This window comes from Dickeya undicola (genome assembly GCF_000784735.1).
Taxonomy (GTDB): Bacteria; Pseudomonadota; Gammaproteobacteria; order Enterobacterales; family Enterobacteriaceae; genus Dickeya; species Dickeya undicola.
Map to the genome: position 1 here is coordinate 55,863 of NZ_JSYG01000021.1, position 24,473 is coordinate 80,335.

The following is a 24,473-nucleotide window of genomic DNA, read 5'->3' on the forward strand; positions in this document are numbered from 1 at the left end:
ATTGATGCGTACTACCACAGACGTTGATAAAGCGCACGATAGGCCTGGGCAGCAACCTGCCAACTAAAATCCATCGCCATCGCCTGGCGCTGTACATAGCGCCAAAGCGATGGACGCGACCACAACACAAAGACCCGACGAATCGCCCGCGACAGCGATGCCACATTGCAATCGCTGAACACAAAACCGCTCGCCAGGCCATCGGCCAGATTTTCCAGCGAGCAATCTGCTACTGTATCCGCCAGCCCGCCGGTGCGCCTGACCAGCGGTAACGTGCCGTATTTCAGGCCGTACAGCTGGGTCAAACCACAGGGTTCGAACCGACTAGGAACCATAATCACATCCGCGCCGCCAATAATGCGGTGCGAAAACGCTTCGTGATAACCGATCTGAACGCCGACACGGCCGTGATACTCCGCTGCCGCCGCCAGAAAACCTTCCTGCAAGGTAGCGTCACCCGCCCCCAGCACCACCACTTGCCCACCTTGTTCCAGCAAACCCGGCACCGCCTGCAACGCGATATCCAGCCCTTTCTGGCTGGTCAGTCGGCTGACGATGGCGAACACCGGCACCCGGTCATCCACCTTAAGCCCCATCGCGGTTTGCAAATGCCGTTTGTTCTCGGCCTTACGAGCCAGCTCATCACGGCTGTAGGTCGCAGTCAGCAAGGAATCGTGTGCCGGGTTCCAGATATCATCATCCACGCCATTGAGAATACCGGACAGACGCCCGGCGTCTTCTCGCGACTTCAGCAACCCTTCCAGCCCGTAACCATATTCGGCCTGGGTAATCTCGTGGGCGTAAGTCGGGCTGACGGTGGTGATATGATCCGCGTAATACAGCCCGGCCTTGAGGTAAGAAATCTGCCCGTGGAACTCCAGCCCGTACATGTGGAAGTACTCCGGCGGCAATCGCAGGTCCGCAATGTGACGGGCGTCAAATAATCCCTGATAAGCCAGATTATGGACGGTAAATACCGATTTTGCAGGTCGACCTTTGGCCGCCAGATACGCACAGGCTAACCCGGCGTGCCAGTCATGGGCGTGCACGATGTCCGGCCGCCAGAAGGGATCGACGCCGCTGGCCATCTCCGCCCCCATCCACCCCAGCAGACCGAACCGCAAAAAGTTGTCTGAATAGGCAAACAAAGAGGTGTCGTGATACGGGCTGCCCGCCCGTTCATACAGGTGGGGAACATCGATCAGGTAGATACCTACGCCGTTGTAATGACCGTAGCGCAGGGTGACTCGGCCGCCAAACGTATCCAGTTCACGCACCACCTGCGCATCCGGAATGCCTTTTTTCAGATCAGGGAACGCCGGTAACAGCACTCGCACATCCATCCCCGCTGCGATCTGCGCCGCGGGCAAGGCCCCCACCACATCCGCCAGTCCCCCGGTTTTCAGTAGGGGGAACAGCTCTGAACATACATGTAATACCCGCATCTTGTCTCCCATTGAGCCGCCTCGTCTCAGGCATCGCGGCTAAGGTTTGAGTTTGGCCAGCATGGTGCGCGTGACCAACACAATGCCTTCTTCGGAACGATAAAAGCGGCGGCTGTCATCCTCGGCATTTTCACCAATCACCATGCCTTCCGGAATGTCGCAGGCACGATCGACAATGCAGCGGTGCAGACGACATGAGCGCCCGACATTGACATCCGGTAACAACACCGATGAATCGATGCTGCAAAAGGAGTTGATACGTACCCGAGGAAATAGCACCGAGTGCGTCACTACCGAGCCGGACACGATGCAGCCGCCGGACACCAACGAGTTCATGGTCAGCCCGTGACTACCGGAGCGGTCCTGCACGAACTTGGCGGGCGGCAGCGCTTCCATCGCCGAACGAATCGGCCAGTTGTGGTCATACATGTCCAGTTCCGGCATCACTGAGGCGAGGTCAAGATTGGCGCGCCAGTAGGCTTCCAGCGTCCCCACATCCCGCCAGTACGGCGGCGCGTTGTCCGACGAGGTAACACAGGAAAGCGTAAAGGGATGCGCCCAGGCATGTCCCTGAGCGACAATTTTCGGGATTACATCTTTGCCAAAGTCATGGCTCGACTCCGAGGTACACACGTCCTCTTCCAGTCGCCGGTAAAGGTAATCCGCGTTGAATACGTAGATCCCCATACTGGCTAACGCCATGTCCGGGTTATCGGGCATCGGTGTCGGTTTGGCGGGTTTTTCGTCAAAGCTGATAATGCGGTTGTCTTTATCCACGCTCATCACGCCAAACGCGTGCGCTTCCCCGATGGGAACCGGAATACAGGCCACCGAGCACTCGGCACCGTTCTCCACGTGATCCAACAACATGCGTGAATAATCCATCTTATAGATGTGGTCACCGGCCAGAATCACCACGTATTCCGCCCGATAACGCCGGATAATATCCAGGTTATGGCACACCGCGTCGGCGGTGCCGCGATACCAGTGATCGTTTTCATCATGTCGTTGCTGCGCTGGCAGCAAATCAACAAATTCGTTCATTTCGGTATTCAGGAACGACCAGCCGCGCTGGATATGCTGTACCAGCGTATGCGACTGATATTGGGTGATCACGCCAATGCGTCGAATGCCGGAATTCAAACAATTGGAGAGAGCAAAATCGATAATCCGGTATTTGCCGCCGAAATGTACGGCGGGTTTGGCGCGATGCGCGGTCAAATCTTTCAGTCTGGTTCCTCGCCCGCCAGCCAGAATCAGGGCGACTGATTTCAGGGGCAACTGCCTGGCTAGCATCAGAGGGTCGTGTTTATCAGTACTCACCATGTCAGGCTCCTTGTTATTTTTTTACTTGCTATGTTTTGCTTATTCTTTTTCTTGTTGTTGCTTTACCAACACACACACCGCATTCGCCTGTCCGCGCCAGACCTTGCCCTCCAATGGCTGGTCGGCTGCACTAAACGGCGGCGCAACCCGCCATTTGCCTTCCGGCAGGGAGAAATCACATTCCTGCGGCGTGGCATTCATTAACAGTAGCCAGCGTTCGGAAAGCTGAATTTGCAACTGGTGTGCTCCCTGTTCCCATTCGTGCGGTGTTAATGCGTCTCCCTGCGCATTGAGCCATCGCACGTCATTCTCGCCATCACGCCACCACCCTCCACGCTGCAACGCCGGGATAGCGCGGCGTAGGCGGATCAACCCGGCAGTAAAAGCGATAAGCTCGCTATCCGCCTGATCCCAATGCAGCCAGGCCAACGCGTTATCCTGACAATAAGCGTTGTTGTTGCCCTGCTGGCTGTTACCGAATTCATCACCGGCCAGCAGCATCGGCGTGCCCTGAGACAACAGCAGCGTAGCCAGCAACGCCTGCTGGCTGGCGCGCCGCCGCGCCTGTGTCTCCTCATCCGCCTCCAGCCCTTCGGTGCCGTGATTGAAACTGAAGTTACTGTTGGTGCCATCCCGGTTCTGCTCCCCGTTGGCCTCGTTGTGTTTGTGGTTGAAACACACCAGGTCACGCAGGGTAAAACCGTCATGAGAGGTCAGCATGTTGACCGACGCCCAGGGCTGTCGGCCATTGCAGTCAAACACTTCGCTGGAGGCAGCGAAACGGCGGGCCAGCACCCCAAGCGGCAAATCGCCGTGCAGCCAGAAACGGCGTATGTCGTCACGAAAACGGTCATTCCATTCCACGAACGGTGCCGGAAATTGCCCTAACTGGTAACCGCCAGTGCCGATGTCCCAGGGTTCGGCAATCAATTTGCAGTCACGCAGTGAACGGTGATTACGCAGAGCGGTGAAAAATGGCGCGGCGGAAGAAAATGCGGGCAGGCGGCCCAAAATCGTCGCCAGATCAAAACGGAAGCCGTCCACATGGCAGACCTCGCGCCAGAACGTCAGGCACTCAATCACCCACTGCAGCACCGCTGGGTGCTCAAGCCGTAGCACGTTGCCGCACCCCGCCCAGTTGTAATAATCGCCGCGCTCCGTCAGCCAGTAGTAGCTGGCGTTGTCGATACCACGCAACGTCAGGGTCGGCCCGTCTACATCCAGTTCCGCGCTGTGGTTGAACACCACATCCAGAATCACCTCGATACCGGCCTGATGCAGCGCCCGCACCATGTCGCGGAACTCGTTGAGCGGGTCGTCATCGGTGGCCAGTGAATTGTCCACCGCGAACGGCAGCAGCGTGTTGTATCCCCAATAGTTACGTAACCCCATCTCCTGTAAGCGCGGCTCGTCGGCATGTTGCTGGACAGGCATCAGCTCGATGGCGGTCACGCCAAGAGACGTCAGATAATCCAGCATCACCGGGTGAGCCAGCGCGGCATAGGTGCCGCGTATTGACGCAGGAATCGACGGATGCCGCTTGGTCAGCCCGCGCACATGCGCTTCGTACAGCACCGTTTCACGCCAGGGGGTAGCCGGGAAACGATCGCCCTGCCAGTCGTAGCGCTCATCCACCACCACACTGCGCGGCATTACCTCCGCGCTGTCGCGTGGGTCCGGCTGGTCGTAGCCGCCATGCAGGCGCTCGTCATCCACTACCCAGCCATCCATCTGCCGGGCACAAGGGTCAAGCAACAGTTTGTTCGGGTTGAAACGCAGCCCGCGCTGCGGCTCGAACGCGCCAGCGACGCGATAGCCGTAGCACAACCCCGGCTGCGCATCGGGCAGATAACCGTGCCAGATGTCACCGGTACGTGCTGTCAGCGGAAAACGTTGCTCCCGCAGGCCGTCAAAAATGCACAACTCAACCCGAGAGGCCTTCGACGAAAACAACGCAAAATTCACCCCTTCACCATCGAAATGCGACCCCAATGGCCGTGGGCGACCCGCCAGCAGCTCAGCCATCACCCCTCCTTAACCAGATAGAGGGTGGCAAGCGGCGGCAACGTCAGCACCAGCGACTGCGGCCGTGAATGGCTACCTACCGCTTCGCTGTGTACCAGCCCCTGATTGCCCTGGTTAGTACCGTGGTAATGCAGGGAGTCGGTATTGAGCACCTCGCGCCAGTTCCCCGGCTGATTGATACCGACGCGATACCCATCACGCGGCACCGGGGTAAAGTTGCTGATAATCAGCATTTCATTGCCGTCGGCATCGCGCCGGATAAAGGCGAACACCGAGTTTTCCCGGTCGTCCACCACCACCCATTCGAAGCCCTGATGCAGGTAGTCGCACTGGTAAAGCGGCGGATGCTGGCGGTAGCAGTGATTGAGGTCGCGCACCAGTTGCTGTACCCCGGCGTGCCAGCCTTCCGGCTCATCCAGCAGGTGCCAGTCCAGGCTGGTGTCATGATTCCACTCCCGCCCTTGTGCAAATTCACTGCCCATGAACAGCAGTTTCTTGCCGGGGTAGGCCCACATGAAACCGTAGTAGGCGCGCAGGTTGGCGAACTTCTGCCAGACGTCGCCGGGCATCCGGTCCAGCAACGAGCGTTTGCCGTGCACCACTTCGTCATGCGACAGCGGCAGCACGAAATTTTCGCTATAGGCGTACAACATGCCGAAGGTCAGCAAGTCGTGATGGTATTTGCGGTGTACCGGGTCCAGTTGCATGTAAGCCAGCGAATCGTGCATCCAGCCCATGTTCCACTTGTAGTGGAAACCCAGGCCGCCATGCTCCGGCGGCAAGGTTACCCCGGCGTAATCGGTAGATTCTTCGGCGATGGTGACCGCACCAGCATGATGTTGTCCCAGCATCTGATTGGTGTAACGCAGGAAACCGATCGCCTCCAGATTCTCTTTACCACCGAAGTAGTTAGGCACCCATTCCCCGTCACGGCGGCTGTAATCGCGGTAAATCATCGAGGCCACCGCGTCTACCCGCAGCCCGTCGACGCCAAAGCGTTCCGTCCAGTACAACGCGTTGCCCGCCAGATAGTTGCGCACTTCGTGGCGATCGAAGTTATAAATCAGCGTGTTCCAGTCCTGGTGGTAGCCTTCTTTCGGGTCGGCGTATTCGTACAGCGCGGTGCCGTCAAAACGCGCCAGGCCATAGCTGTCCGCCGGGAAATGGCCGGATACCCAGTCCAGCAACACATTGATACCCGCTTCATGGAAGGCCGACACCAGATAGCGGAAATCGTCCGGCGAACCGAAACGGCGGGTGGGTGCGTATAACCCCAGCGGCTGATAGCCCCAACTGCCGTCAAACGGGTGCTCATGCACCGGCATCAGTTCGACATGGGTAAACCCCATCTCTTTGACATAGGGCACCAATTGGTCCGCCAGTTCGCGGTAGCTGAGCCAGAAATTATTGTCGGTGTGCCGCCGCCACGACCCCAGGTGCACTTCGTAAATAGAAATCGGCGACTGCAAATCATTGGCGCTCTGGCGCGCTTCATCCACCGGCAAGGCAGACGGCAGACGGCTGACCACCGACGCGGTATCCGGGCGCATCTGAGACTCGAACGCATAAGGGTCGGATTTCACCAACACGTTGCCGTAACAGTCGATAATCTCGAATTTGTACAACTGGCCCGGCCCGACACCCGGCACAAACAGCTCCCACACGCCGTTTTCCCGCCGCAGACGCATCGGATGACGGCGGCCGTCCCAGAAGTTGAAATCCCCCACCACCGACACCCGCTGGGCATTCGGTGCCCAGACCGCAAAACAGGTGCCATCGACGCCATCCAGCATAGCCGGATGCGCACCCAGCGTTTCAAACGGCCGCAAATGACGCCCTTCCGCCAGCAGCCAGATATCCAGATCCTGTAACAGCGTGCCAAAACGATAAGGGTCATCGATAACATGCGTATCCTGCTGCCAGGTTACTGCCAGCCGATAGCTGAACGGCTTTTTACGGCGAGGTATCACCGCTGAGAAAAAGCCGCGCACATCCAGACATTCCAATGCAGCCACTTTGCGCCCGCTGTGTGTATCCACCACGTGCACCTCGCTGGCGTCAGGAAGCAGTGCCCGAACTTCCAGCCCTGCTGATGTACTGTGCATACCCAGTACCGCAAAAGGATCGGCGTAATGACCGGAAAAAAGGAGATTAATAATGTTCTGATCAGAAAAACCTGACATGGCATCCATCCTCTGAATTAACCATCTGAATAAGTTAAACATGTTAAAGAAACAGATCATTTCTTAGGCATTCTTGCGGATAAGGAAATGCCCTGCGTCAATAACAGAAAAGGAACCAGCCTGACCCCATAAAAAAACCCACCTAAATAAAAAAAACTTCACGCTCTGTGCTGAGCCTGCGAAGTATTCTTCAGACAAACCTAAGATTCAGCTTAGTCAAGAAAAGAGAAAATATTTGAGATTATGGATAAATTTTTACGCTGAAGACTTATAAGAAAAAATAATTAATCATAGTGTTAGCGTATGTTGATCCTGTTCGGAGATTGTTCGACCGCGACGGGTAAAATCGGAGACATCAACAGGGAGGTGTACTGCTTATGATAAGCCAGGTCGATTTGATTCTGTCATTGCTGCAACAAACATGTGTTTATCTGGTTATTGCCTATCTATTGAGCAAAACCCCACTGTTTATTCCACTGACGCAGGTCACCATCCGCCTGCCGCATAAGCTGATCTGTTACCTGACCTTCTCGATGTTCTGCATCCTCGGCACCTATTTTGGCCTGCATATCGACGATTCAATCGCCAATACCCGAGCCATCGGCGCGCTACTGGGTGGTGTTCTGGGTGGGCCGTCGGTGGGCGTACTGGTCGGGTTGACTGGCGGTTTGCATCGCTATTCCCTCGGCGGTATGACTGCGCTGGCTTGTATGGTTTCCACCGTCGCGGAAGGGCTGGCTGGCGGCCTGCTGCACCGCTACCTGACCCGACGCCATCGCGTCGATCTGCTGTTCCAGCCGCTGGTCATCGCCGCCGCCACCCTGCTGGTGGAGGTGTTGCAAATGAGCATTATCCTGCTGTTGTCGCGGCCCTTTGGCGACGCACTGGCGCTGGTCAAAAGCATTGCGCTGCCGATGATTATCACCAACTGCGTTGGGGCCGCGATGTTCATGCGCATCCTGTTGGACCGGCGGGCGATGTTCGAGAAATACACGTCGGCGTTTTCCGCCCGCGCGTTGCAGATTGCCGCCCGCGCCGAAGGTGCGCTACGGGAAGGGTTTAACCCGAGAACCAGTATGCGGGTGGCGCGCATCCTGTATGAAGAGTTGGGCGTCGGCGCGGTCGCCATCACCGATCGGGAAAAATTACTGGCATTCGTCGGTATTGGCGACGATCACCACACGCCCGGTTCGCTGATCACCTCGCCGTTCACCCATCAGGCTATCGACCACAATCAGGTGGTGTACGCCGACGGCAACGAAGCCCCCTTCAACTGTGCCATCTCGTCGCACTGCAAGCTTGGCTCCACGTTGGTGATTCCGCTACGCGGCGAAGAGCAGCGGGTGATCGGCACCATCAAGTTATATGAACCGAAAAACAAGCTGTTCTCCAGCATCAACCGAACACTGGGAGAAGGCATCGGTCACCTGCTGTCCGCTCAGATTTTTGCCGGACGCTTCGAGCAGCAGAAACGACTGCTGGCGCAATCTGAAATCAAGTTGCTGCACGCGCAGGTTAACCCACATTTTCTGTTCAACACTCTCAATACCCTGTCGGCGATTATTCGCCGCAACCCGGATCAGGCACGTCAGCTGGTGCTATCGCTATCCACTTTCTTTCGCAAAAACCTCAAGCGTAGCAGCGACGAAGTGGCACTGAGCGATGAACTGGAGCATGTCGATGCCTACCTTGAAATCGAGAAGGCGCGCTTCGCTAACCTGCTGACGGTAGACATCACCATCCCGCCGTCGCTGAAAGCCGCCAGACTACCGGCGTTTTCCCTGCAACCCCTGGTGGAAAACGCCATCAAGCACGGCATTTCCCAAATGATGGACAACGGCCATCTGCGTATTGACGCACGCACCCACGCCAACATGCTGGAACTGACGGTGGAAGATAACGCCGGGACTTATCACCCGCGCAATGGCGGCAACGGACTGGGGATGAATCTGGTAGACCGGCGCATCAAGGCACGTTACGGCCACCACTACGGCATCACCGTCATCAGCGAGCCGGACCGCTTTACCCGTGTGCGGGTGCGAGTGCCACTGCGAGTGGGATAAATCGCAACCGAAACCGATCATTATTTACTGCGTTTCAGTATGCCCATAAAATAAAAAACGGCTTCCCTTGTGGGGGAAGCCGTTCTCAGGCAAACCTGGGTATCACATCAACTTAACTGCTCCGGCTAACGCCATCCTCGCTATCGTAAGTGATGATTACCAGGGAATTACAGCCCTACAACGTTTTCAGCAGAAGGACCTTTCGGGCCGTTGCCGATAACAAATTCAACTTTCTGGCCTTCGTACAGCGTTTTGAAGCTGTCACTCTGAATGGCAGAGAAATGAACAAATACATCTTTGCTGCCGTCAGCCGGAGTGATGAAACCAAAACCTTTAGTTTCGTTAAACCATTTTACTGAACCAGTCATTTTATTAGACATTATATTACCTCGTAATCTTTTCCAGCCCGTTAGAGGGCGATATAGGTCTGCATTGCAGGAAATACTTATGAGCAAGAAAAAAAGAGATTCAGGGGAAGTGATATCGAGGATAACGCTTGGACTGAGGACTGCTTTAGTAAAATGCTTGGCATAAATAGGTCTGACTAACAAACCGTGGCGCTATTAACGCATTCCTCGGGAACGAATGCAAGCGTTATGTATTATCGCAAGATGTAAATATTTTATATTTATTATAATTCATGACGTTAATGAATTCCGCGCAGTGATTTTTTCACCACCACCGGTTTCAGAACCCACGCTTAACGTACTGAATCATCTGCCAACACCATGCGATACCCTGACCCGATGACGGGTTACTCATGCTTTGCTGGTTCCATTCCACTGGCGGCACTATCCATCGGGATCAGGTTCAATCGGCCGTGACGTACCCCGGTTTGGGCGATGACCGATGCCGCAAACTGTTCCACGTGCTCGGTCGGCCCACGCAGAATCACGGTTTCCACGCACTCGTCGTGGCTCAAATGGGTATGCATGGTGGACACGGTAAGGTGATGATGCTCATGCTGCATACCGGCTAGCCGACTCGACAGTTGGCGTTCGTGATGGTCGTACACATAGCTCAGCACCGCCACGCATTCGGCGTTTTTATCCTGCGCCACCGTCATTTCGCCCAGCTCACGCCGCAACATGTCACGAAACGCTTCCGACCGATTGGCATAGCCTTTACGCAGCATCAACGCGTCCAGCGCCTCGGCCAGCGGGTCATCCAGGGAAATCGTCAGTCGTTGCATGTTGGCCTCACAGAAAAGCGAAAGGAATCCACGGCGACGGTGCCGCACGGGTCGCCCCATTATGCCGCGCACCGCTGCGGGTATCGTGACGCAGCGCAATATGGCGCGTGAATCTACAAAACGCAAGGCGCGAAAGATTGGGGGAAAACAGAGAATAACGCGAGGCGTACCGTACTGGCACGCCTCGAATGGCAATGATTACAGCAGGATGCGCAGCATACGGCGCAGCGGTTCGGCAGCACCCCACAACAGTTGGTCGCCGACGGTGAAGGCAGACAAGTACTGCGGGCCCATGTTCAGTTTGCGCAGGCGGCCTACCGGGGTGGACAACGTACCGGTTACGGCGGCTGGGGTCAGTTCACGCATGGTGATTTCGCGGTCGTTCGGCACCACTTTTACCCAATCATTGTGGGTTGCCAGCATCTGCTCGATTTCCGGAATCGACACATCTTTCTTCAATTTCAGCGTGAAAGCCTGGCTATGGCAACGCAACGCGCCGATGCGCACACACAGACCGTCCACCGGAATCGTGCTGGCGGTGTTCAGAATCTTGTTGGTTTCCGCCTGGCCTTTCCACTCTTCGCGGCTCTGGCCGTTTTCCAGTTGTTTGTCGATCCACGGAATCAGGCTACCCGCCAGCGGCACGCCAAAGTTTTCCACATCCAGGCCGCCGCGCGACAGCGCCGTCACTTTGCGTTCGATATCCAGAATGGCGGAAGCCGGGTCACTCAGCTCGCTGGCGACTTCGGCGTTCAACTGGCCCATCTGCACCAGCAGTTCACGCATATTGCGCGCGCCCGCGCCGGATGCCGCCTGGTACGTGGCGACAGACGCCCACTCCACCAGATCGTTGGCGAACAAGCCGCCCAGCGACATCAGCATCAGGCTGACGGTACAGTTGCCGCCAACGAAGGTTTTAATACCTTTATCCAGACCGGACTTGATCACGCCGTGGTTGACCGGATCCAGAATAATAATCGCGTCATCCTTCATTCGCAGAGACGATGCTGCGTCGATCCAGTATCCTTGCCAGCCACTTTCACGCAGCTTTGGATAGATTTCGTTGGTATAATCGCCGCCCTGACAGGTGATGATGATATCCAGCGCACGCAGCGCGTCCAGATTGTAGGCATCCTGCAGGACACCCTGCTGGCCGCCCAGCGCCGGTGCCGCCTGGCCGTGCTGAGACGTAGAGAAGAATACCGGGCGGATTAAATCAAAGTCGCGTTCTTCCACCATGCGCTGCATGAGTACCGAACCGACCATTCCGCGCCAGCCAATAAAACCAACATTTTTCATGGTAAACCGTCCTGCCTGGGGGTGACAAAAAAGCAATCCGACTGCCGTTTCGGGCAGGGAGCATAAGTTTAAAGTGATGACTGTCAACCTTACAAAATGTATCAGAAGTCGCAAGTGAATTTATTCGATGACTCAGGCGTTTTCAGCAACACGCCTAATGTGTCTGACAAAACGCTGGGGATGGAGAGGAGCCTACCGCCACCATGACTGAAATGATCTCGGCAACCGTACTGTTGCTGTTAATTATGGATCCACTCGGCAATTTGCCGGTGTTTATGTCTGTACTGAAACACCTGGATCCCAAACGGCGACGCGTGGTGCTGATTAGGGAAATGATCATCGCGCTGGGGGTAATGCTGGTATTCCTGTTCGCTGGTGAGAAGATTCTGGCGATATTGAACCTGCGCACGGAAACCGTCTCTATTTCCGGCGGTATCGTGCTGTTTTTGATCGCCATCCGCATGATTTTCCCGACACAAGAAGGCTTTACCAGCGGTCTGCCTGCCGGTGACGAGCCGTTTCTGGTGCCGCTGGCTATCCCGATGGTGGCTGGGCCGTCGATCCTGGCGGCATTGATGCTGCTCTCACACCAGTACCCGAATCAGATGTCGCACCTGACGCTGGCGCTGTTCATCGCCTGGGGTATCACGGTTGTGGTGCTGCTGCTGTCGAACCTGTTTCTGCGCCTGTTGGGTGATAAAGGCGTCAACGCGCTGGAACGTTTGATGGGATTGGTGCTGGTCATGCTTTCCACCCAAATGTTTCTGGATGGCATTCGAGCCTATCTGAAACTGTAACCGCAGCGCCTCTCAGTCTCCCTGCCGAAGCGGAGACTGAGAGCAAACCGCGATAGCCAACCTACGTCATCACACCACGTAACTCAGCAACAGAGTTCCAATCAAACCGCACACCGCGATGATGGTTTCCAGCGCCGACCACGACTTCAGCGTTTCCGGAATGCTCAGGTTGAAATACTCTTTGAACAACCAGAAACCGGGGTCGTTAACGTGAGAGAAAATCACGCTGCCGGAACCAACCGCGATCACCATCAGCTCTGGGCTGACACCGCTGGTGGCGATAATCGGCGCGACAATCCCGCCCGCCGTCAGCGCAGCCACCGTAGCGGACCCCAGCGCCAGACGCAGCACAGCAGCGATAAGCCACCCCAGCAGCAACGGCGACACGCTGCTGCCGTGCATCATCCCGGCGATGTATTTATCCACGCCGCTGTCGACCAGCACCTGTTTAAACGCACCGCCGCCGCCGAGGATCAACAGCATCATGGCGATGATTTTAATCGAGTCGGTAATGGTGCCCATCACCTCATCCATGCTGCGGCCACGGTTCAGGCCGAAGGTGAAAATCGCGATCAGCACCGCAATCAGGGTCGCCATCACCGGGTCGCCGAAGAACTCGGCATATGACAACAACGCGTGCCCCTTCGGTAAGACCATTTCCGCCACGGCGCGCAGCGCCATCAGAATCACCGGCACCAGCGCAGTCATCACACTGACGACAAAGCTCGGCATCTCCTGCTCGGTGAACTGCTTCGGGTTATACAGCCCTTCCGGAATCGGCTTGTCGATTTTCTTCAGGAAGCGGGCGTAAACCGGGCCAGCCAGAATCACCGTCGGGATCCCCAGCAACGTGCCGTACAGCAGCGTTTTACCCATGTCGGCGTGGAACAGCGAAGCAATGGCAGTCGGTCCCGGATGCGGCGGCAGGAAGCCGTGGGTGACGGACAACGCCGCTGCCATCGGAACACCGGCGTACAACAACGGAATACGCGCCGACGCCACGATGCTGAACACCAGCGGCAGCAACAGCACAAAACCCACTTCGTAGAACAACGCGAAACCGACGGTAAAGCCGGTCAACACAATCGCCCACTGAATATGCTTGCGACCGAAGCGGTTAATCAGCGTGGTGGCAATACGCTGCGCGCCGCCGCAATCCGCCAGCAATTTCCCCAACATGGCACCAAAGCCCATGATCAAGGCCAGACTGCCCAGCGTGCCGCCCACCCCGTTCTTGATGGACGTCATCACCTTCTGCACCGGCATTCCCTGCATGATGCCCACGGCCAGAGCAACCAGAATCAGTGCAATAAAGCCGTTCAGTTTAAAGCGGATCATCAGCACCAGCAGCAGTGCGACACCCACAGCGACAATAACGAGTGGCATAACGATCTCCGGCAACCCCTGCCTGCACACATTGGGCAACGACAAGGGGGATTTTCTGGTATTTGCGAATTCTCCCGGTGTTTCGGGTCTGCCTTCGCTACAGTAGAGTCAGGCGTTCGGGTAACGCTTACCCGTGTGATATCCATCACAACGCACGATGTTACCGGTATCATGATACCGGTAACATGTTAAAGTCTGAAACCGGTACGAAGCATTTAATTTACAGTTTGGGATAGAGATCAAATTATGTCAGGACAAAGTATTATTCTGATGGGGGTTTCCGGTAGTGGGAAATCCAGCGTGGGTGCCCGGCTGGCACGGGAGATCAACGCCAAATTCATCGACGGCGACGATCTGCATCCCAGAGCCAACATCCAGAAAATGGCCAGTGGTCAGCCGCTCAACGACGACGACCGCGCCCCCTGGCTGGAGCGCCTGAACGACGCCGCCTACAGCCTGCTGCATAAAAATGAAACCGGCATTATCGTCTGCTCCGCGCTGAAAAAGCGCTACCGTGACCGGCTGCGCGAAGGCAACGACGGCATGGTGTTCCTGTACCTGAAAGGCAGTTTCGAGGTGATTCTGCAGCGTCATCAGGCACGCGCCGGGCACTTTATGCCGACCGGATTGCTGCAAAGTCAGTTTGATGCGTTGGAAGAACCGGGTGAAACGGAAACCGATGTCATCACCGTCGATATCAACGGCCCGATGGATCAAGTGGTGGAGCGGTGCGCTGCGGCGTTACGCGCACACCCATCACGCTGAAAGCGCAGTTTAGACGCTCTCTCCCACCTGCAAAGTAAAGCCGACGTCCACGCAGGTCGTCGGCAACGTTTCCCCATGCAGACGCGCCAGCAACTGCGCAGCACCGACTTCACCAATACGCTTACGCGACGTCAGCACGCTGGTCAGCCGCGGCACCGTGGTCTGGCCGATGTCATGGCCGTGGAAACCAGCGATGCCCATCTGTTCCGGCACGCGTAGGCCTTGCCGCTGACACTCGAACATGGCACCAATAGCCAGGTCATCGTTGGTACAGAACAGGCTGTCCACCTGCGGGTATTCCGCCTGTGCCCGGCGCAACAGCTCGCCGCCCAGCGTATAGGACGACGGGCTTTCGCTCATCACGCTGTAGCTGGCAAGACCGGCTTCGGCCATCGCCTGCTCATACCCCTGCTGTTTCATCAATGTACGTTCATCCAGACGTGCACCGAGGTACACCACATGGCGGCGGCCGCGAGCGATCATGTAGCGCGTCATCTGGCGCGCCGCATCCACGTTATCGAACCCCACCGCCATATCCAGGCAGGGCGACACCGAATCCATCAACTCCACCACCGGGATCCCGGCTACAGCGATCATCTGGCGGGTACGGGCGGTGTGATTGCGCTCAGCGAGGATCAGCCCATCAATGTTATAGGCCAGCAATGACATCAAACGTCGCTCTTCCATTTCCGGCTGATAACCGTAATGCGCCAGCATGGTTTGATATCCCTGCGCTTCCGCCACTTTTTCGATGCCGCGCAGCACCTCAGCAAACACCTGGTTGGTAAGCGACGGCAGCAACACGCCAATCGCCCGGCTGGTGGAGTTGGCGAGAATGTGCGGTGTTCGGTTGGGAATGTAGCCCAGTTCATCCAGTACGGCGGCAATTTTGCCTCCCAGCGCCGCAGACACCTGTTCAGGGTTGCGCAAATAGCGGCTGACCGTCATTTTGGTCACCCCGACCCGGTCGGCGACATCCTGAAGTACCGGCCTTTTTTTCTTTATCATCCGTTGACATCCCCGTGGCTGAAAACGCTGATTGTACTAAAGAAATGGTTAGCAGAATATGTACCTGACCACAGGTTATAAAATCAGGCAGGGTACAAGCGAGAAAATAGCACCCATAACATTATTTTAATTTCCATTATTACCTTATTATTGGATTAAATAAAATTTAAAACAAAATACAAAACGAACAGAAATATATATTGCGAATGAATTTAGTTTTTTTATTAATGAAATAAAAAAATAATAAATGTTTTTTTATTATATCTTTATATTTAATTTAAATTCTAAAACCATAATATTTGTTGTAGTTTTGTTTCCGATTTCGAACAGTTGTAAAAAATAAGGAAATGAAATGAAACATGGCTTTTGCATTGCCAAGGGCAATGCACGTTTGAACATTAAAAAGGAAGTAACGGGTTTAGCACTAAAAATAGAAGAGTTACATGACGGATATCTGTTCATAGGAAGTGAATCACCATTTGAAAAGATGGCAACAGATGACGAAACCCTTTACCTCATCGGAGAGATCAATAACCGACGATTGCTTGAAGGCATTGCAGGGCGCTATGACGCCTCAGCATGGAGCCTGAGTAATGTTGAATTACTCCACACGATTCACTTATACCTTGGGACAAGCGCACTATCGCTGGTAGAAGGGAGCTTCTTCTTTTTTAAAGAGAATAAAAAAGGGGAATTAACCTTACTCACCGATCCTAATGGTTTTATGCCTATACATGTCGTCCGTGATCAAACACTCTGGATAACAGATCGGCTGAAATTTGTCGGTCACATTGCTCAGGATGGCGTGTTTGACTTCATGTCTGAAGATCACGTAATACAACATGCTCTCCATGCCGACACATTCACACCAATAAAAAACGCCACCCGACTCAAACCTGGCTCTATCAATCAAATAAAGAAAGATATGCAAGGTTATGAATATCTGGGAAGCGATAATATTTACCCACGCAATACCGATAAACAGCTGAATATCGCCAAAGACACGCTGTTTGAACTCATCGATACCTACCTGAAAACCCCTTTTCGCTCACTGGCCCAGACCCATCAAACCGTCGGTATTCCGCTCTCCGGTGGCCTGGATTCCAGCCTGGTGACGGCGCTAGCCAGCCAGTTCTTTCAGCACATTAAAACCTGGTCGATAGGCACAGAAATCAGCAACGAGTTTGAATTCTCTCAAATCGTCTCAGAGGCACTGGGCACCGAGCATCATGTCAAAATCCTGACAGAAGCCGATGTCATCAATGGTGTTATCGAAGCCATCTACCATAATGAAATTTTCGACGGCCTTTCTGCTGAAATCCAGTCAGGATTGTTTAATGTCTACCGAATGGCAACGGGCAATGTCAACGTCATGATGACAGGATATGGCTCAGACCTGCTATTTGGTGGCATACTGAAACCCGGTGGCAAATATCCGTCTCCCAATAGTATTCTTTGTGAACAGGTCTATCGTACTCGCTGGACAGGAGAGTTTGTTTCTCATGGTGCATCGCATTATGGGCTACAACTTAGCCACCCATTCTGGAATAACGATTTACTCTCTCTTTGCCGGAATCTTAATCCTGATTATAAAATCAAAGATAATGAAGTAAAAAATGTTCTCCGCGAGTACACCGAAAAACTGAATTTACTCCCGAAAGAAATTGTCTGGCGTAAAAAAATCGGCATTCATGAGGGTTCATCAGTCAATAAATCATTCGCCAATATCCTTGGCCTTCATGTCGATAACTATAGCCATAAGACCCGGTTTACCTATCGGGTATATAAATCCTTTTTGGAAAATAAACTCTCTCTGGAAAACGCCACCAGCGATAATCTGCGCAAACTGATAATGGATTAAACAATGATTCTTGAAGAAACACGGGAGAGTGTAAGGATTATTACGCTCAATCACCCCAATAAACACAACCCTTTTAACCAAGCGCTGGAAAATGCCGTAAAAAAAGCATTAAACGACGCGAATAATGACCCGGACGTTAGCGCCATTGTCGTTTATGGAGGAAAAGGATGTTCATTCTCCGCAGGTGGTGATTTTAATGAAGTCAAAAATCTTTCCGGCGGTGCCGATGTCGAACGTTGGATTGATCGTGTTATCGATCTCTACGAAGCGGTATTGCACATCAATAAACCCACTATTGCCGCTGTAGATGGCTATGCGATCGGCATGGGGTTTCAGTTTGCGCTGATGTTCGACTACAGAATTATGGCCAACGGTGCCCGCTTTGTTATGCCAGAGCTAAAACATGGGATTGGATGCTCTGTGGGTGCAGCCATTCTGACGTTTACTCACGGATATAATCTGATGAAAGATATTATCTTTAAATGTCAGGAACTGGATGAAGACTTTTGCCTTTCACATCACATTGTGAATGAAAAAATTGACTCGCCTCTGCTGCTGGAACGCGCATTCACCCTGGCTAAAGAACTCGCTGCATACCCTTATGCCGCATTGTCCAAAACCAAGCAATCAACCAATCGCCGTTTTCTCGAATTGCTTGAGAAAACAAGAATTGAATCGAAAGAGGTTCATAAGGCCGCTTTTGGCGCACGAGATGCGCAGAAGCATTTTCATAACATTCTTGGAAAAAAGTACTAAAAGAGGAATAACCAGCAATATGTTAAATTATACCGCACTCATGGAAACTGGGTTTGGGGCAAAAATGAATAGCAGTGACTTCATGAAAGCCTCTCCTGAAGAGATAAAAAGCCTCCTCATGCGCCAGGGATTTCTTCTGGTGAAAAATATCGCCATGGATGCCAATGAATTCAGGGATATATATTCAGCATACGGCAAAATCGTGGAATATGCGGACGAAAAAATTGGCGTCGGCTTTGGTTATAAAGACACCTTAAAGCTGGATGGTGAAAAAGGAAAAATCGTTACCGGCCGTGGGCAATTGCCATTTCATGCAGACGGGGGATTGTTGCTTTCGAAAGTCGATCAGGTTTTCCTTTACGCCGCTGAAATTAAAAACATGAAATTCAGGGGTGCAACGACAGTCTGCGACCACGTATTAGCCTGTCAGGAAATGCCAACGCATTTGCGTAGAATTCTGGAAGAAGAAACGTTCGAAGTGCGCGTGCTGGAACATGGCTATTATGTTGATGTATCTCCTGCTGGCTGGTTTAAAGTTCCGGTATTTACCGACCTGGGATGGGTACGGAAGATGTTGATCTACTTCCCGTTTGATGAAGGTCAACCCGCAAGCTGGGAACCTCGTATCGTCGGTTTTAGTGAATATGAAACGAAAACCTTCTTTGATGAGTTGAGCCAGTTCATGAAGCAACCACGTTACTTCTATAAACATTACTGGGAAGACTCGGACCTCTTAATTATGGATAACAGACGTGTCATCCATGAACGCGAAGAGTTTAATGACGACAATATCATTCGTCGCTTGTATCGTGGTCAGACCGTCGAAGCCTAACCCCACCGATAATTAAGATTATTGTTATTAACTGGCCTGGCATCATCATGCTGGCATGATGGGTTTTATTGTTTTAAAACCACGGCCAGTTTTAACAATGGAGGTCTTTATGGAAAATATTAATACCGAGTCGGTGTTCGCACGATATCGTACCCGAACCTTGACATTTAAACTGTTAGCCTCAGCATTACTGGGTAATAAAAAGACACGCTCCGTATCAATTTATGCTTTAAAGAAAGCGTTACATATTAGCCGAGGCACAGTATTAAAACTGGTTAATGGCATTTACTTTGGCGGAGAAACATTAAACCAGGTAACCCATACTACCTCAGCATTGGGGAGAGAAAATATTAATAGCATTATTGATTATGCTATTGAAGGTGAGAATACAGAGTCTATCTATAACGATGTTATGAGTAAGACTTTTGCCCTCATCGACATCGCGGCTGAAAATAAGAATATCCCCTTTGTGGTCATTAAACCCTCGTCCCTTGGTAGCATCGAGTTATACCGCGCCATCACCCTTAACCAAAATCTGACGCCAGAACAGCAGCAAGAATGGGAAAGTGTGACCGAACGGTATATCCAAATCTTTGACGCCGCCAGCGATAAAAAAGTCAGGATCATGGTCGATGCCGAGCAATCATGGATACAACCGGCTGTAGACACCTTCATTGTCAATATGATGAAGAAATATAATCAAAATTATCCGCTGTTGACATTGACACTGCAATTTTACTGTAGAGATAAACTCGAACGACTGAAAGAATATTACCAACTGGCATGTGACCATCATTTCTATCTGGGCATAAAACTGGTGCGTGGCGCTTACCTTGAAGAGGAAAACCGCATCAGTCACGATCACTGTTTTAATGAAAAATCCGAGACGGATAATAATTACAACAGTGCTATTCAGTTTGTTGCCGATCACACCGACCGTATCTCTCCTTTTTTCGCTACGCACAATGAGCATAGCCTGGCGTTGATTCGACAAAGTCCGATGTTAAGGCAAAATATCTGGTTGGGTCAGCTCTATGGTATGGGGGATCATATTACCTGGGCGCTTAATCATGAAGGTTTTTCCGTATGCAAGTACGTACCATTCGGGCCATTAAAAAAGTCATTACCCTATCTTCTAAGACGAATTGAGGAAAATGCCATCCCCTCAACGACTTTTTCCACAGAAAGAAAGCTTATCAGAAAAGAACTTCATCGCCGAATAAAGAGGATTGTGTTATGAAACAAGACTTCACCTGCAAAATAAAAAACACCGGTCAAACATTTCCTCTCACAGAAGAAGAGACTATACTCGTGTCCTCACATCAGGCAGAAATACCACTCAAGTATCATTGCAATGCTGGACATTGTGGTATTTGTAAAGTCAAACTGACTCAGGGAGAAGCGGATATGCAGCACGCTGGAGGGATATCCCGTGATGACATAAAAAATGGCTATATTCTGCCTTGCTGTACACACCCTTTAAGCAATATTGAGATAGAAGTCCAATAGATTTACTTACCTGGCTTAATAAAAGGATGCTCATGTTTTCCTGCGCTATTAAAGTAGCTGTATCTATATTAGCTATTTGTGTTATTGAAAACAGTTACGCGAACTGTATGCAAGAGGAGAAGATAAAGCAGGGAGTAAATTATCTTTCCCTCATTAGTCACGACAAGAAAGATTTAGCCATTCTCTCTTTTTTTGATAATAATACTTCGCACCCTAATCGGGGGCTGAGCTTTTATATCAAGAATGGCAGCGACTATAGCATCGTCCCGGTTCCTAATAGCGATGTATTTATTTGGTTTGACTATAGTCTGTCGGCTTCTCGTATCAATATTTTCGATTATCGACTTTATCGTCATAACAATGAGAAAAAGCTGATCAGTGTTGAAAAAAAAGGCGATGACCTGACCGCCCCACAACCCATTAAGCTAACAGTCTACAAACTGGCAGAAAGCCACAATGACCCAGGTGTACCCCCCTATAGCTGGGTTATTGAAAAGACGTTAACCACAACAGGAAAATATGGTTCTGCTTATGAAGTCCTGGACGACTCTCGTTATCTCTGCTCTGTTCTGTAGTTTACTACTCCCCACGTATGCCGGTGCGCAGCAACCCGAACGCCTGCGTTATTACGCACGCCTGACACAGGCATTTATCGATAGTTGGTATACGCCTTGTCTGGGAGAAAAGAAATGGCCGGTACGAACAGCCCGCACGGAGGCATCATGGTTATCCGGGCGGTTAAATGCACTGGTATCCGCTGGATTAGTAAAAAAAACCAGTCAGGGTAATGACACTATCTGGTCATTAACCCAGTCAGGGAAACGTCACTTTATGCCTTATGGCGATTTCTGTTATGGCCGTATCAAACTGCATCAAGTCACACATTATGAATCCATATCACCCGAACTGGTGTTGATGAATTACACCTACCGTATTGAAGGGCTACCTGACTGGGCAAAAAACAAAGATATTCGTTACGCCTTCTCCGAACTGGATAACTGGCTTAGTGGGGTTCAGCACGCTCAATATCAGGTCACTATTCGTACCGCAATTGGCGGCGCACCTAAAATACAGTCGCCTCCCGAACCCTTGAATCTGGACTATTAAAAAGCGATATGAAAATCAATGTTATTATTTATGCCGCACTGTTGTTGAGTCAGACGATTTATGCCGCCCCCCTTAAGGCGATGCCCGACGACGTCATGATCAAAGGCGGTTCGTTCTATGTGGGTAATATCTTTGGCGACAAAGAATACGCCAGCCATACCAATGTCACCCTGACTCCGTTTTATATGATGCGAACGGAAATTACCTATTCGCAATATCAGCAGGTTTTTCAGTGGGCAGAAACCCACGGCTACGCCTTCGAGAACGGCTGTAATGGTGGGCATTTTGATGACTGCCTGCCCGCAGAACAGGATAATGGCACACACCCGGTCACCACCATTTCCTGGTGGGATGCCGTGGTATTCGCTAATGCGTTAAGCGCCTCACAGCAGCTTACGCCGTATTACCTGAATACCAACGGGAAACCCATCACGTCGGTTCCTCAGGAACATACTCTCACCGTGGTCAGAAACCCCACCGCTACCGGATACCGTCTACCAACGCTGAACGAATGGCAGGTCGCCGCACGTGGTGGTGAAGCCGCGTTACGTCAGGGCACATATGGTCGTATCTACTCAGGCAGTGATAATCCAGAGCCCATCGCCAATATGCCCAAAGACAACAGCACCACCTTTAGCACCCAGCCGGTCGGACGCCTGCAACCCAACGCCCTCGGCCTGTACGACATGACGGGTAATGTCTGGGAATGGATTGACGATGATTTCCACATGACGGGTCTTAGCAACATGCACTATTTTTGTGGCGGTAGTTATCTTATGCGCATCAGCAATCTGTCGGAGTGCGATGTTCATACCCCAAATTTCCCGACCTCGGATATCGGTTTCAGGCTAGTCAGACCGGCACCTCTTTGACATCAAATCGGGAAGCACCATAAGCAGTATGGTGTATCCCTCACCGAAACAGTACGATAGAAACAACAAGACAGAATACTGACATTTACCCATTTACATTATTTTATGACTATTAATTTTATTAATAAACAAACTAAAAGTGAAAATGAATTAATTAATTTTTAATGAAGTAACTCGGCCATAAATGATTTTTTATTATAAGCCGTTTCACATACGACTATTGTATTCTTGCCGGAATGGCACCCATCATTACATGCCATAAAAAATGTCGGGATACAGAAATTTGGCTTTCTCTCAGTGAAAGCGAATAAACCTGAATAGATACTCTCAATAAGTCAAGTTGCAGGACAACACGCTCGCGTGTTGCACCGTCAACGCGTTGCGCCCTTGCAGGGCGAGTAATACGGCCAACGCTGCTGTAACGTCAACACACCTATAACGTGAAGTATGACGGGTATCGAGGCTGATCAATCTGGCTGCCACTGGCAGCATTAATAACACTCTGGAGACAATAATATGACTAGCATTTCTCAAACTGGAGCATATCCCTTCACCCCCTCAACTGCGGGAACAAACGTGAAAGTCACGCTCGTCAAATCTGAAGAAACGGGCGCATACCATGTCGAGGTAGAAGAGTTAAAACCAGGCAGCACGAATAACCAACAAATCAGCGAGGAAGCCTGGCGTAAAACGATGGATTATTTCGAGGCAAAAAAAGCAGGCATTGAGCCGCCTCAGTCTGCCCACGTGACCATTTCAGAAGGCGAGCCCATCTTGACCTACGCCGACCTGATAAAAAAAGCAACCAGTACCGATAATCCGGTCACGACCACGGCGGGCAGCGTCGTTTATACCCCGGACAACACCTATACACCGGGCTCCACCATCGAAATCGTTCCCATCCAGTCGACGCCGGTGACAACCAGCAGTGAAGCTGATACTTCGACAACACAGCCATCGTAAGTCTTGTCATCAAAACAATCACCACCTCCCGAGGAGGTGGTTTAAAGCTGACAAATAAAGGCGAGCCCGATGGGCTCGCCTTTACTGACATGCGCCGGTTACTGTTACTTTACCTTCGGCAAATCAAACAGCAGGATTTCGCTGTCTTCGCTGGCGCGCACGGTAATAGAATCCTCATCCCAGATAGCCAATGCGTCGCTGGTGTTGGCCTGCTGACCGTTGACGTCAATCGTGCCGCGCACGACCTGAATCCACAGGTGGCGGCCCTGCTGGGTCTGATAGCTCGACGCTTCCTGCGATTTCAGCGCCCAGCGCCACAGCGTCATGTCCTGGAACACCTTCAGCGACCCATCACGAGCGTCCGGCGACAACACCAGTTGGCGGCCTTGTGGCGCATCAAAACGGCGCTGCTCATAACGCGGCGTCAGGCCGGTTTTTTCCGGGATGACCCAGATCTGGTACAAGTGCAGCAGTTTGTCCTGACTGGCGTTGTACTCCGAGTGACGGATCCCGGTGCCTGCGCTCATGATCTGGAACTCACCCGCCGGGATCTGCTCTTTGTTGCCCATGCTGTCCTGATGTTCCACCGTGCCTTCCAGCACATAGGTGAGAATTTCCATATCCCGGTGCGGGTGGGTTCCGAAACCCTGGCCGCCCTCAATATAGTCTTCATTGATGACCCGCAGTGCGGAAAAGCCCATAAAATCAGGGTCGTAGTAATCAGCGAATGAGAAAGTGTGCCAGCTATCGAGCCAGCCGTGGTTAGCATGACCGCGGTCTTGTGCTTTGCGTAAATAAATCATGTGACGTTCCTCCAACGTTTTTTCAGTCTAGCGGCCGCCGGAGAATAAGAAAGCCGAAAAAACTCACCGCTCTATTCAAAAAATTTCCGGGAGAAATTTTTAACGTCGCGCAGCGACGGCCCGAAGGGTGGCGGCCAGGGATGGTCCGCCATAAAAAATTTCCGGGAGAAATTTTTAACGTCACACAGTGACGGCCCGAAGGGTGGCGACCAGGGATGGTCCGCCATAAAAAATTTCCGGGAGAAATTTTCAACGTCGTGTAACGCAAGATAATTAGGAAA

The 24,473-nt window shown here is 52.2% G+C and carries 22 protein-coding genes; 12 read left to right on the top strand and 10 right to left on the bottom strand.

Annotated features, from left to right (window positions below; all coding sequences use genetic code 11):
* Positions 1 to 11: 11 nt before the first annotated feature.
* From glgA to glgB, 4 genes are read right to left on the bottom strand one after another with little or no spacing between them, the layout of a single operon-like run.
* Positions 12 to 1,445, bottom strand: coding sequence for a glycogen synthase GlgA (gene glgA, locus OB87_RS10565; protein ID WP_033569411.1), 1,434 nt, complete (start codon positions 1,443 to 1,445; stop codon positions 12 to 14).
* Between the two features lie 39 nt (positions 1,446 to 1,484).
* On the bottom strand, positions 1,485 to 2,771 hold the full coding sequence (glgC, locus tag OB87_RS10570) for a glucose-1-phosphate adenylyltransferase (protein ID WP_033569412.1): 1,287 nt from the start codon (positions 2,769 to 2,771) through the stop codon (positions 1,485 to 1,487).
* A gap of 39 nt (positions 2,772 to 2,810) precedes the next feature.
* Complete coding sequence (gene glgX, locus OB87_RS10575) at positions 2,811 to 4,796, bottom strand: glycogen debranching protein GlgX (protein WP_033569413.1); 1,986 nt, start codon at positions 4,794 to 4,796, stop codon at positions 2,811 to 2,813.
* Positions 4,796 to 6,979, bottom strand: coding sequence for a 1,4-alpha-glucan branching protein GlgB (gene glgB / locus OB87_RS10580; RefSeq protein ID WP_033569414.1), 2,184 nt, complete (start codon positions 6,977 to 6,979; stop codon positions 4,796 to 4,798). Before glgB ends, glgX begins: the two co-directional genes overlap by 1 nt.
* 377 nt (positions 6,980 to 7,356) lie before the next feature.
* On the opposite strand from glgB, the gene OB87_RS10585 reads away from it, so the two are divergent.
* The gene (locus OB87_RS10585; protein ID WP_033569415.1) at positions 7,357 to 9,042 is read left to right on the top strand and encodes a sensor histidine kinase; all 1,686 of its coding nucleotides are present in this window, start codon (positions 7,357 to 7,359) and stop codon (positions 9,040 to 9,042) included.
* 167 nt (positions 9,043 to 9,209) lie between these two features.
* Here the strand turns inward: OB87_RS10585 and cspE are convergent, their stop codons facing one another.
* The 3 genes from cspE to asd form a co-directional block, all read right to left on the bottom strand.
* A complete protein-coding gene (cspE, locus tag OB87_RS10590; protein WP_013319797.1) occupies positions 9,210 to 9,422 on the bottom strand; it encodes a transcription antiterminator/RNA stability regulator CspE in 213 nt (70 codons plus the stop codon).
* 374 nt (positions 9,423 to 9,796) lie between these two features.
* The gene (gene nikR / locus OB87_RS10595; RefSeq protein ID WP_033569416.1) at positions 9,797 to 10,234 is read right to left on the bottom strand and encodes a nickel-responsive transcriptional regulator NikR; all 438 of its coding nucleotides are present in this window, start codon (positions 10,232 to 10,234) and stop codon (positions 9,797 to 9,799) included.
* Positions 10,235 to 10,432: 198 nt separating this feature from the next.
* Positions 10,433 to 11,533: an aspartate-semialdehyde dehydrogenase gene (gene asd, locus OB87_RS10600; RefSeq protein ID WP_033569417.1), complete on the bottom strand. Its 1,101-nt coding sequence runs from the start codon at positions 11,531 to 11,533 to the stop codon at positions 10,433 to 10,435.
* Positions 11,534 to 11,736: 203 nt separating this feature from the next.
* On the opposite strand from asd, the gene OB87_RS10605 reads away from it, so the two are divergent.
* On the top strand, positions 11,737 to 12,330 hold the full coding sequence (locus OB87_RS10605) for a YhgN family NAAT transporter (RefSeq protein WP_033569418.1): 594 nt from the start codon (positions 11,737 to 11,739) through the stop codon (positions 12,328 to 12,330).
* A gap of 69 nt (positions 12,331 to 12,399) precedes the next feature.
* Here OB87_RS10605 and gntT read toward each other — a convergent pair whose 3' ends face one another.
* Positions 12,400 to 13,716 carry a gluconate transporter gene (gene gntT, locus OB87_RS10610; RefSeq protein WP_033569419.1) on the bottom strand — a complete coding sequence of 439 codons (1,317 nt, stop codon included), beginning with the start codon at positions 13,714 to 13,716 and terminating at the stop codon, positions 12,400 to 12,402.
* A gap of 246 nt (positions 13,717 to 13,962) precedes the next feature.
* Here gntT and OB87_RS10615 point away from each other — a divergent pair, with 246 nt between their 5' ends.
* Positions 13,963 to 14,481 carry a gluconokinase gene (locus tag OB87_RS10615; protein WP_033569420.1) on the top strand — a complete coding sequence of 173 codons (519 nt, stop codon included), beginning with the start codon at positions 13,963 to 13,965 and terminating at the stop codon, positions 14,479 to 14,481.
* A gap of 9 nt (positions 14,482 to 14,490) precedes the next feature.
* Here the strand turns inward: OB87_RS10615 and gntR are convergent, their stop codons facing one another.
* A complete protein-coding gene (gntR, locus tag OB87_RS10620; protein WP_033569421.1) occupies positions 14,491 to 15,489 on the bottom strand; it encodes a gluconate operon transcriptional repressor GntR in 999 nt (332 codons plus the stop codon).
* A gap of 352 nt (positions 15,490 to 15,841) precedes the next feature.
* Between gntR and OB87_RS10625 the strand changes: the two genes are divergently transcribed.
* The 9 genes from OB87_RS10625 to OB87_RS10665 all read left to right on the top strand — a co-directional run bounded on the left by OB87_RS10625 (position 15,842) and on the right by OB87_RS10665 (position 23,389).
* Positions 15,842 to 17,350 carry an asparagine synthase family protein gene (locus tag OB87_RS10625; RefSeq protein WP_033569422.1) on the top strand — a complete coding sequence of 503 codons (1,509 nt, stop codon included), beginning with the start codon at positions 15,842 to 15,844 and terminating at the stop codon, positions 17,348 to 17,350.
* 3 nt (positions 17,351 to 17,353) lie between these two features.
* Complete coding sequence (locus OB87_RS10630; RefSeq protein ID WP_033569423.1) at positions 17,354 to 18,106, top strand: enoyl-CoA hydratase/isomerase family protein; 753 nt, start codon at positions 17,354 to 17,356, stop codon at positions 18,104 to 18,106.
* A gap of 19 nt (positions 18,107 to 18,125) precedes the next feature.
* Positions 18,126 to 18,938, top strand: coding sequence for a TauD/TfdA dioxygenase family protein (locus OB87_RS10635; protein ID WP_033569424.1), 813 nt, complete (start codon positions 18,126 to 18,128; stop codon positions 18,936 to 18,938).
* Between the two features lie 109 nt (positions 18,939 to 19,047).
* Complete coding sequence (locus OB87_RS10640) at positions 19,048 to 20,178, top strand: proline dehydrogenase family protein (protein ID WP_033569425.1); 1,131 nt, start codon at positions 19,048 to 19,050, stop codon at positions 20,176 to 20,178.
* Positions 20,175 to 20,447 (top strand): 2Fe-2S iron-sulfur cluster-binding protein, encoded by a 273-nt coding sequence (locus tag OB87_RS10645; RefSeq protein WP_033569426.1) that lies wholly within the window; start codon positions 20,175 to 20,177, stop codon positions 20,445 to 20,447. Before OB87_RS10640 ends, OB87_RS10645 begins: the two co-directional genes overlap by 4 nt.
* Before the next feature lie 107 nt (positions 20,448 to 20,554).
* Positions 20,555 to 21,022 carry a carbapenem self-resistance protein CarG family protein gene (locus OB87_RS10650; RefSeq protein WP_235425262.1) on the top strand — a complete coding sequence of 156 codons (468 nt, stop codon included), beginning with the start codon at positions 20,555 to 20,557 and terminating at the stop codon, positions 21,020 to 21,022.
* Positions 20,979 to 21,554: a hypothetical protein gene (locus tag OB87_RS20620; RefSeq protein ID WP_033569428.1), complete on the top strand. Its 576-nt coding sequence runs from the start codon at positions 20,979 to 20,981 to the stop codon at positions 21,552 to 21,554. The genes OB87_RS10650 and OB87_RS20620 overlap by 44 nt, the downstream gene beginning before the upstream one ends.
* 8 nt (positions 21,555 to 21,562) lie before the next feature.
* Entirely contained in the window at positions 21,563 to 22,426 is an 864-nt protein-coding gene (locus tag OB87_RS10660) for an SUMF1/EgtB/PvdO family nonheme iron enzyme (RefSeq protein WP_033569429.1), read from the top strand.
* 516 nt (positions 22,427 to 22,942) lie between these two features.
* Positions 22,943 to 23,389 (top strand): hypothetical protein, encoded by a 447-nt coding sequence (locus OB87_RS10665; protein ID WP_033569430.1) that lies wholly within the window; start codon positions 22,943 to 22,945, stop codon positions 23,387 to 23,389.
* Between the two features lie 104 nt (positions 23,390 to 23,493).
* On the opposite strand, the gene OB87_RS10670 is transcribed toward OB87_RS10665, so the two are convergent.
* Entirely contained in the window at positions 23,494 to 24,192 is a 699-nt protein-coding gene (locus tag OB87_RS10670) for a pirin family protein (RefSeq protein ID WP_033569431.1), read from the bottom strand.
* Positions 24,193 to 24,473: the final 281 nt, after the last annotated feature.

Coding starts and splice junctions, on each gene's coding strand:
- OB87_RS10640 (WP_033569425.1), top strand. CDS start 19,048: ATGGAAAATATTAATACCGAGTCGGTGTTCGCACGATATCGTACCCGA.
- OB87_RS10625 (WP_033569422.1), top strand. CDS start 15,842: ATGAAACATGGCTTTTGCATTGCCAAGGGCAATGCACGTTTGAACATT.
- OB87_RS10645 (WP_033569426.1), top strand. CDS start 20,175: ATGAAACAAGACTTCACCTGCAAAATAAAAAACACCGGTCAAACATTT.
- nikR (WP_033569416.1), bottom strand. CDS start 10,234: ATGCAACGACTGACGATTTCCCTGGATGACCCGCTGGCCGAGGCGCTG.
- OB87_RS10605 (WP_033569418.1), top strand. CDS start 11,737: ATGACTGAAATGATCTCGGCAACCGTACTGTTGCTGTTAATTATGGAT.
- OB87_RS20620 (WP_033569428.1), top strand. CDS start 20,979: ATGAAGTCCTGGACGACTCTCGTTATCTCTGCTCTGTTCTGTAGTTTA.
- glgB (WP_033569414.1), bottom strand. CDS start 6,979: ATGTCAGGTTTTTCTGATCAGAACATTATTAATCTCCTTTTTTCCGGT.
- OB87_RS10615 (WP_033569420.1), top strand. CDS start 13,963: ATGTCAGGACAAAGTATTATTCTGATGGGGGTTTCCGGTAGTGGGAAA.
- glgA (WP_033569411.1), bottom strand. CDS start 1,445: ATGCGGGTATTACATGTATGTTCAGAGCTGTTCCCCCTACTGAAAACC.
- gntR (WP_033569421.1), bottom strand. CDS start 15,489: ATGATAAAGAAAAAAAGGCCGGTACTTCAGGATGTCGCCGACCGGGTC.
- OB87_RS10635 (WP_033569424.1), top strand. CDS start 18,126: ATGTTAAATTATACCGCACTCATGGAAACTGGGTTTGGGGCAAAAATG.
- glgX (WP_033569413.1), bottom strand. CDS start 4,796: ATGGCTGAGCTGCTGGCGGGTCGCCCACGGCCATTGGGGTCGCATTTC.
- gntT (WP_033569419.1), bottom strand. CDS start 13,716: ATGCCACTCGTTATTGTCGCTGTGGGTGTCGCACTGCTGCTGGTGCTG.
- OB87_RS10650 (WP_235425262.1), top strand. CDS start 20,555: ATGCAAGAGGAGAAGATAAAGCAGGGAGTAAATTATCTTTCCCTCATT.
- glgC (WP_033569412.1), bottom strand. CDS start 2,771: ATGGTGAGTACTGATAAACACGACCCTCTGATGCTAGCCAGGCAGTTG.
- OB87_RS10665 (WP_033569430.1), top strand. CDS start 22,943: ATGACTAGCATTTCTCAAACTGGAGCATATCCCTTCACCCCCTCAACT.
- OB87_RS10630 (WP_033569423.1), top strand. CDS start 17,354: ATGATTCTTGAAGAAACACGGGAGAGTGTAAGGATTATTACGCTCAAT.
- OB87_RS10585 (WP_033569415.1), top strand. CDS start 7,357: ATGATAAGCCAGGTCGATTTGATTCTGTCATTGCTGCAACAAACATGT.
- OB87_RS10660 (WP_033569429.1), top strand. CDS start 21,563: ATGAAAATCAATGTTATTATTTATGCCGCACTGTTGTTGAGTCAGACG.
- OB87_RS10670 (WP_033569431.1), bottom strand. CDS start 24,192: ATGATTTATTTACGCAAAGCACAAGACCGCGGTCATGCTAACCACGGC.
- cspE (WP_013319797.1), bottom strand. CDS start 9,422: ATGTCTAATAAAATGACTGGTTCAGTAAAATGGTTTAACGAAACTAAA.
- asd (WP_033569417.1), bottom strand. CDS start 11,533: ATGAAAAATGTTGGTTTTATTGGCTGGCGCGGAATGGTCGGTTCGGTA.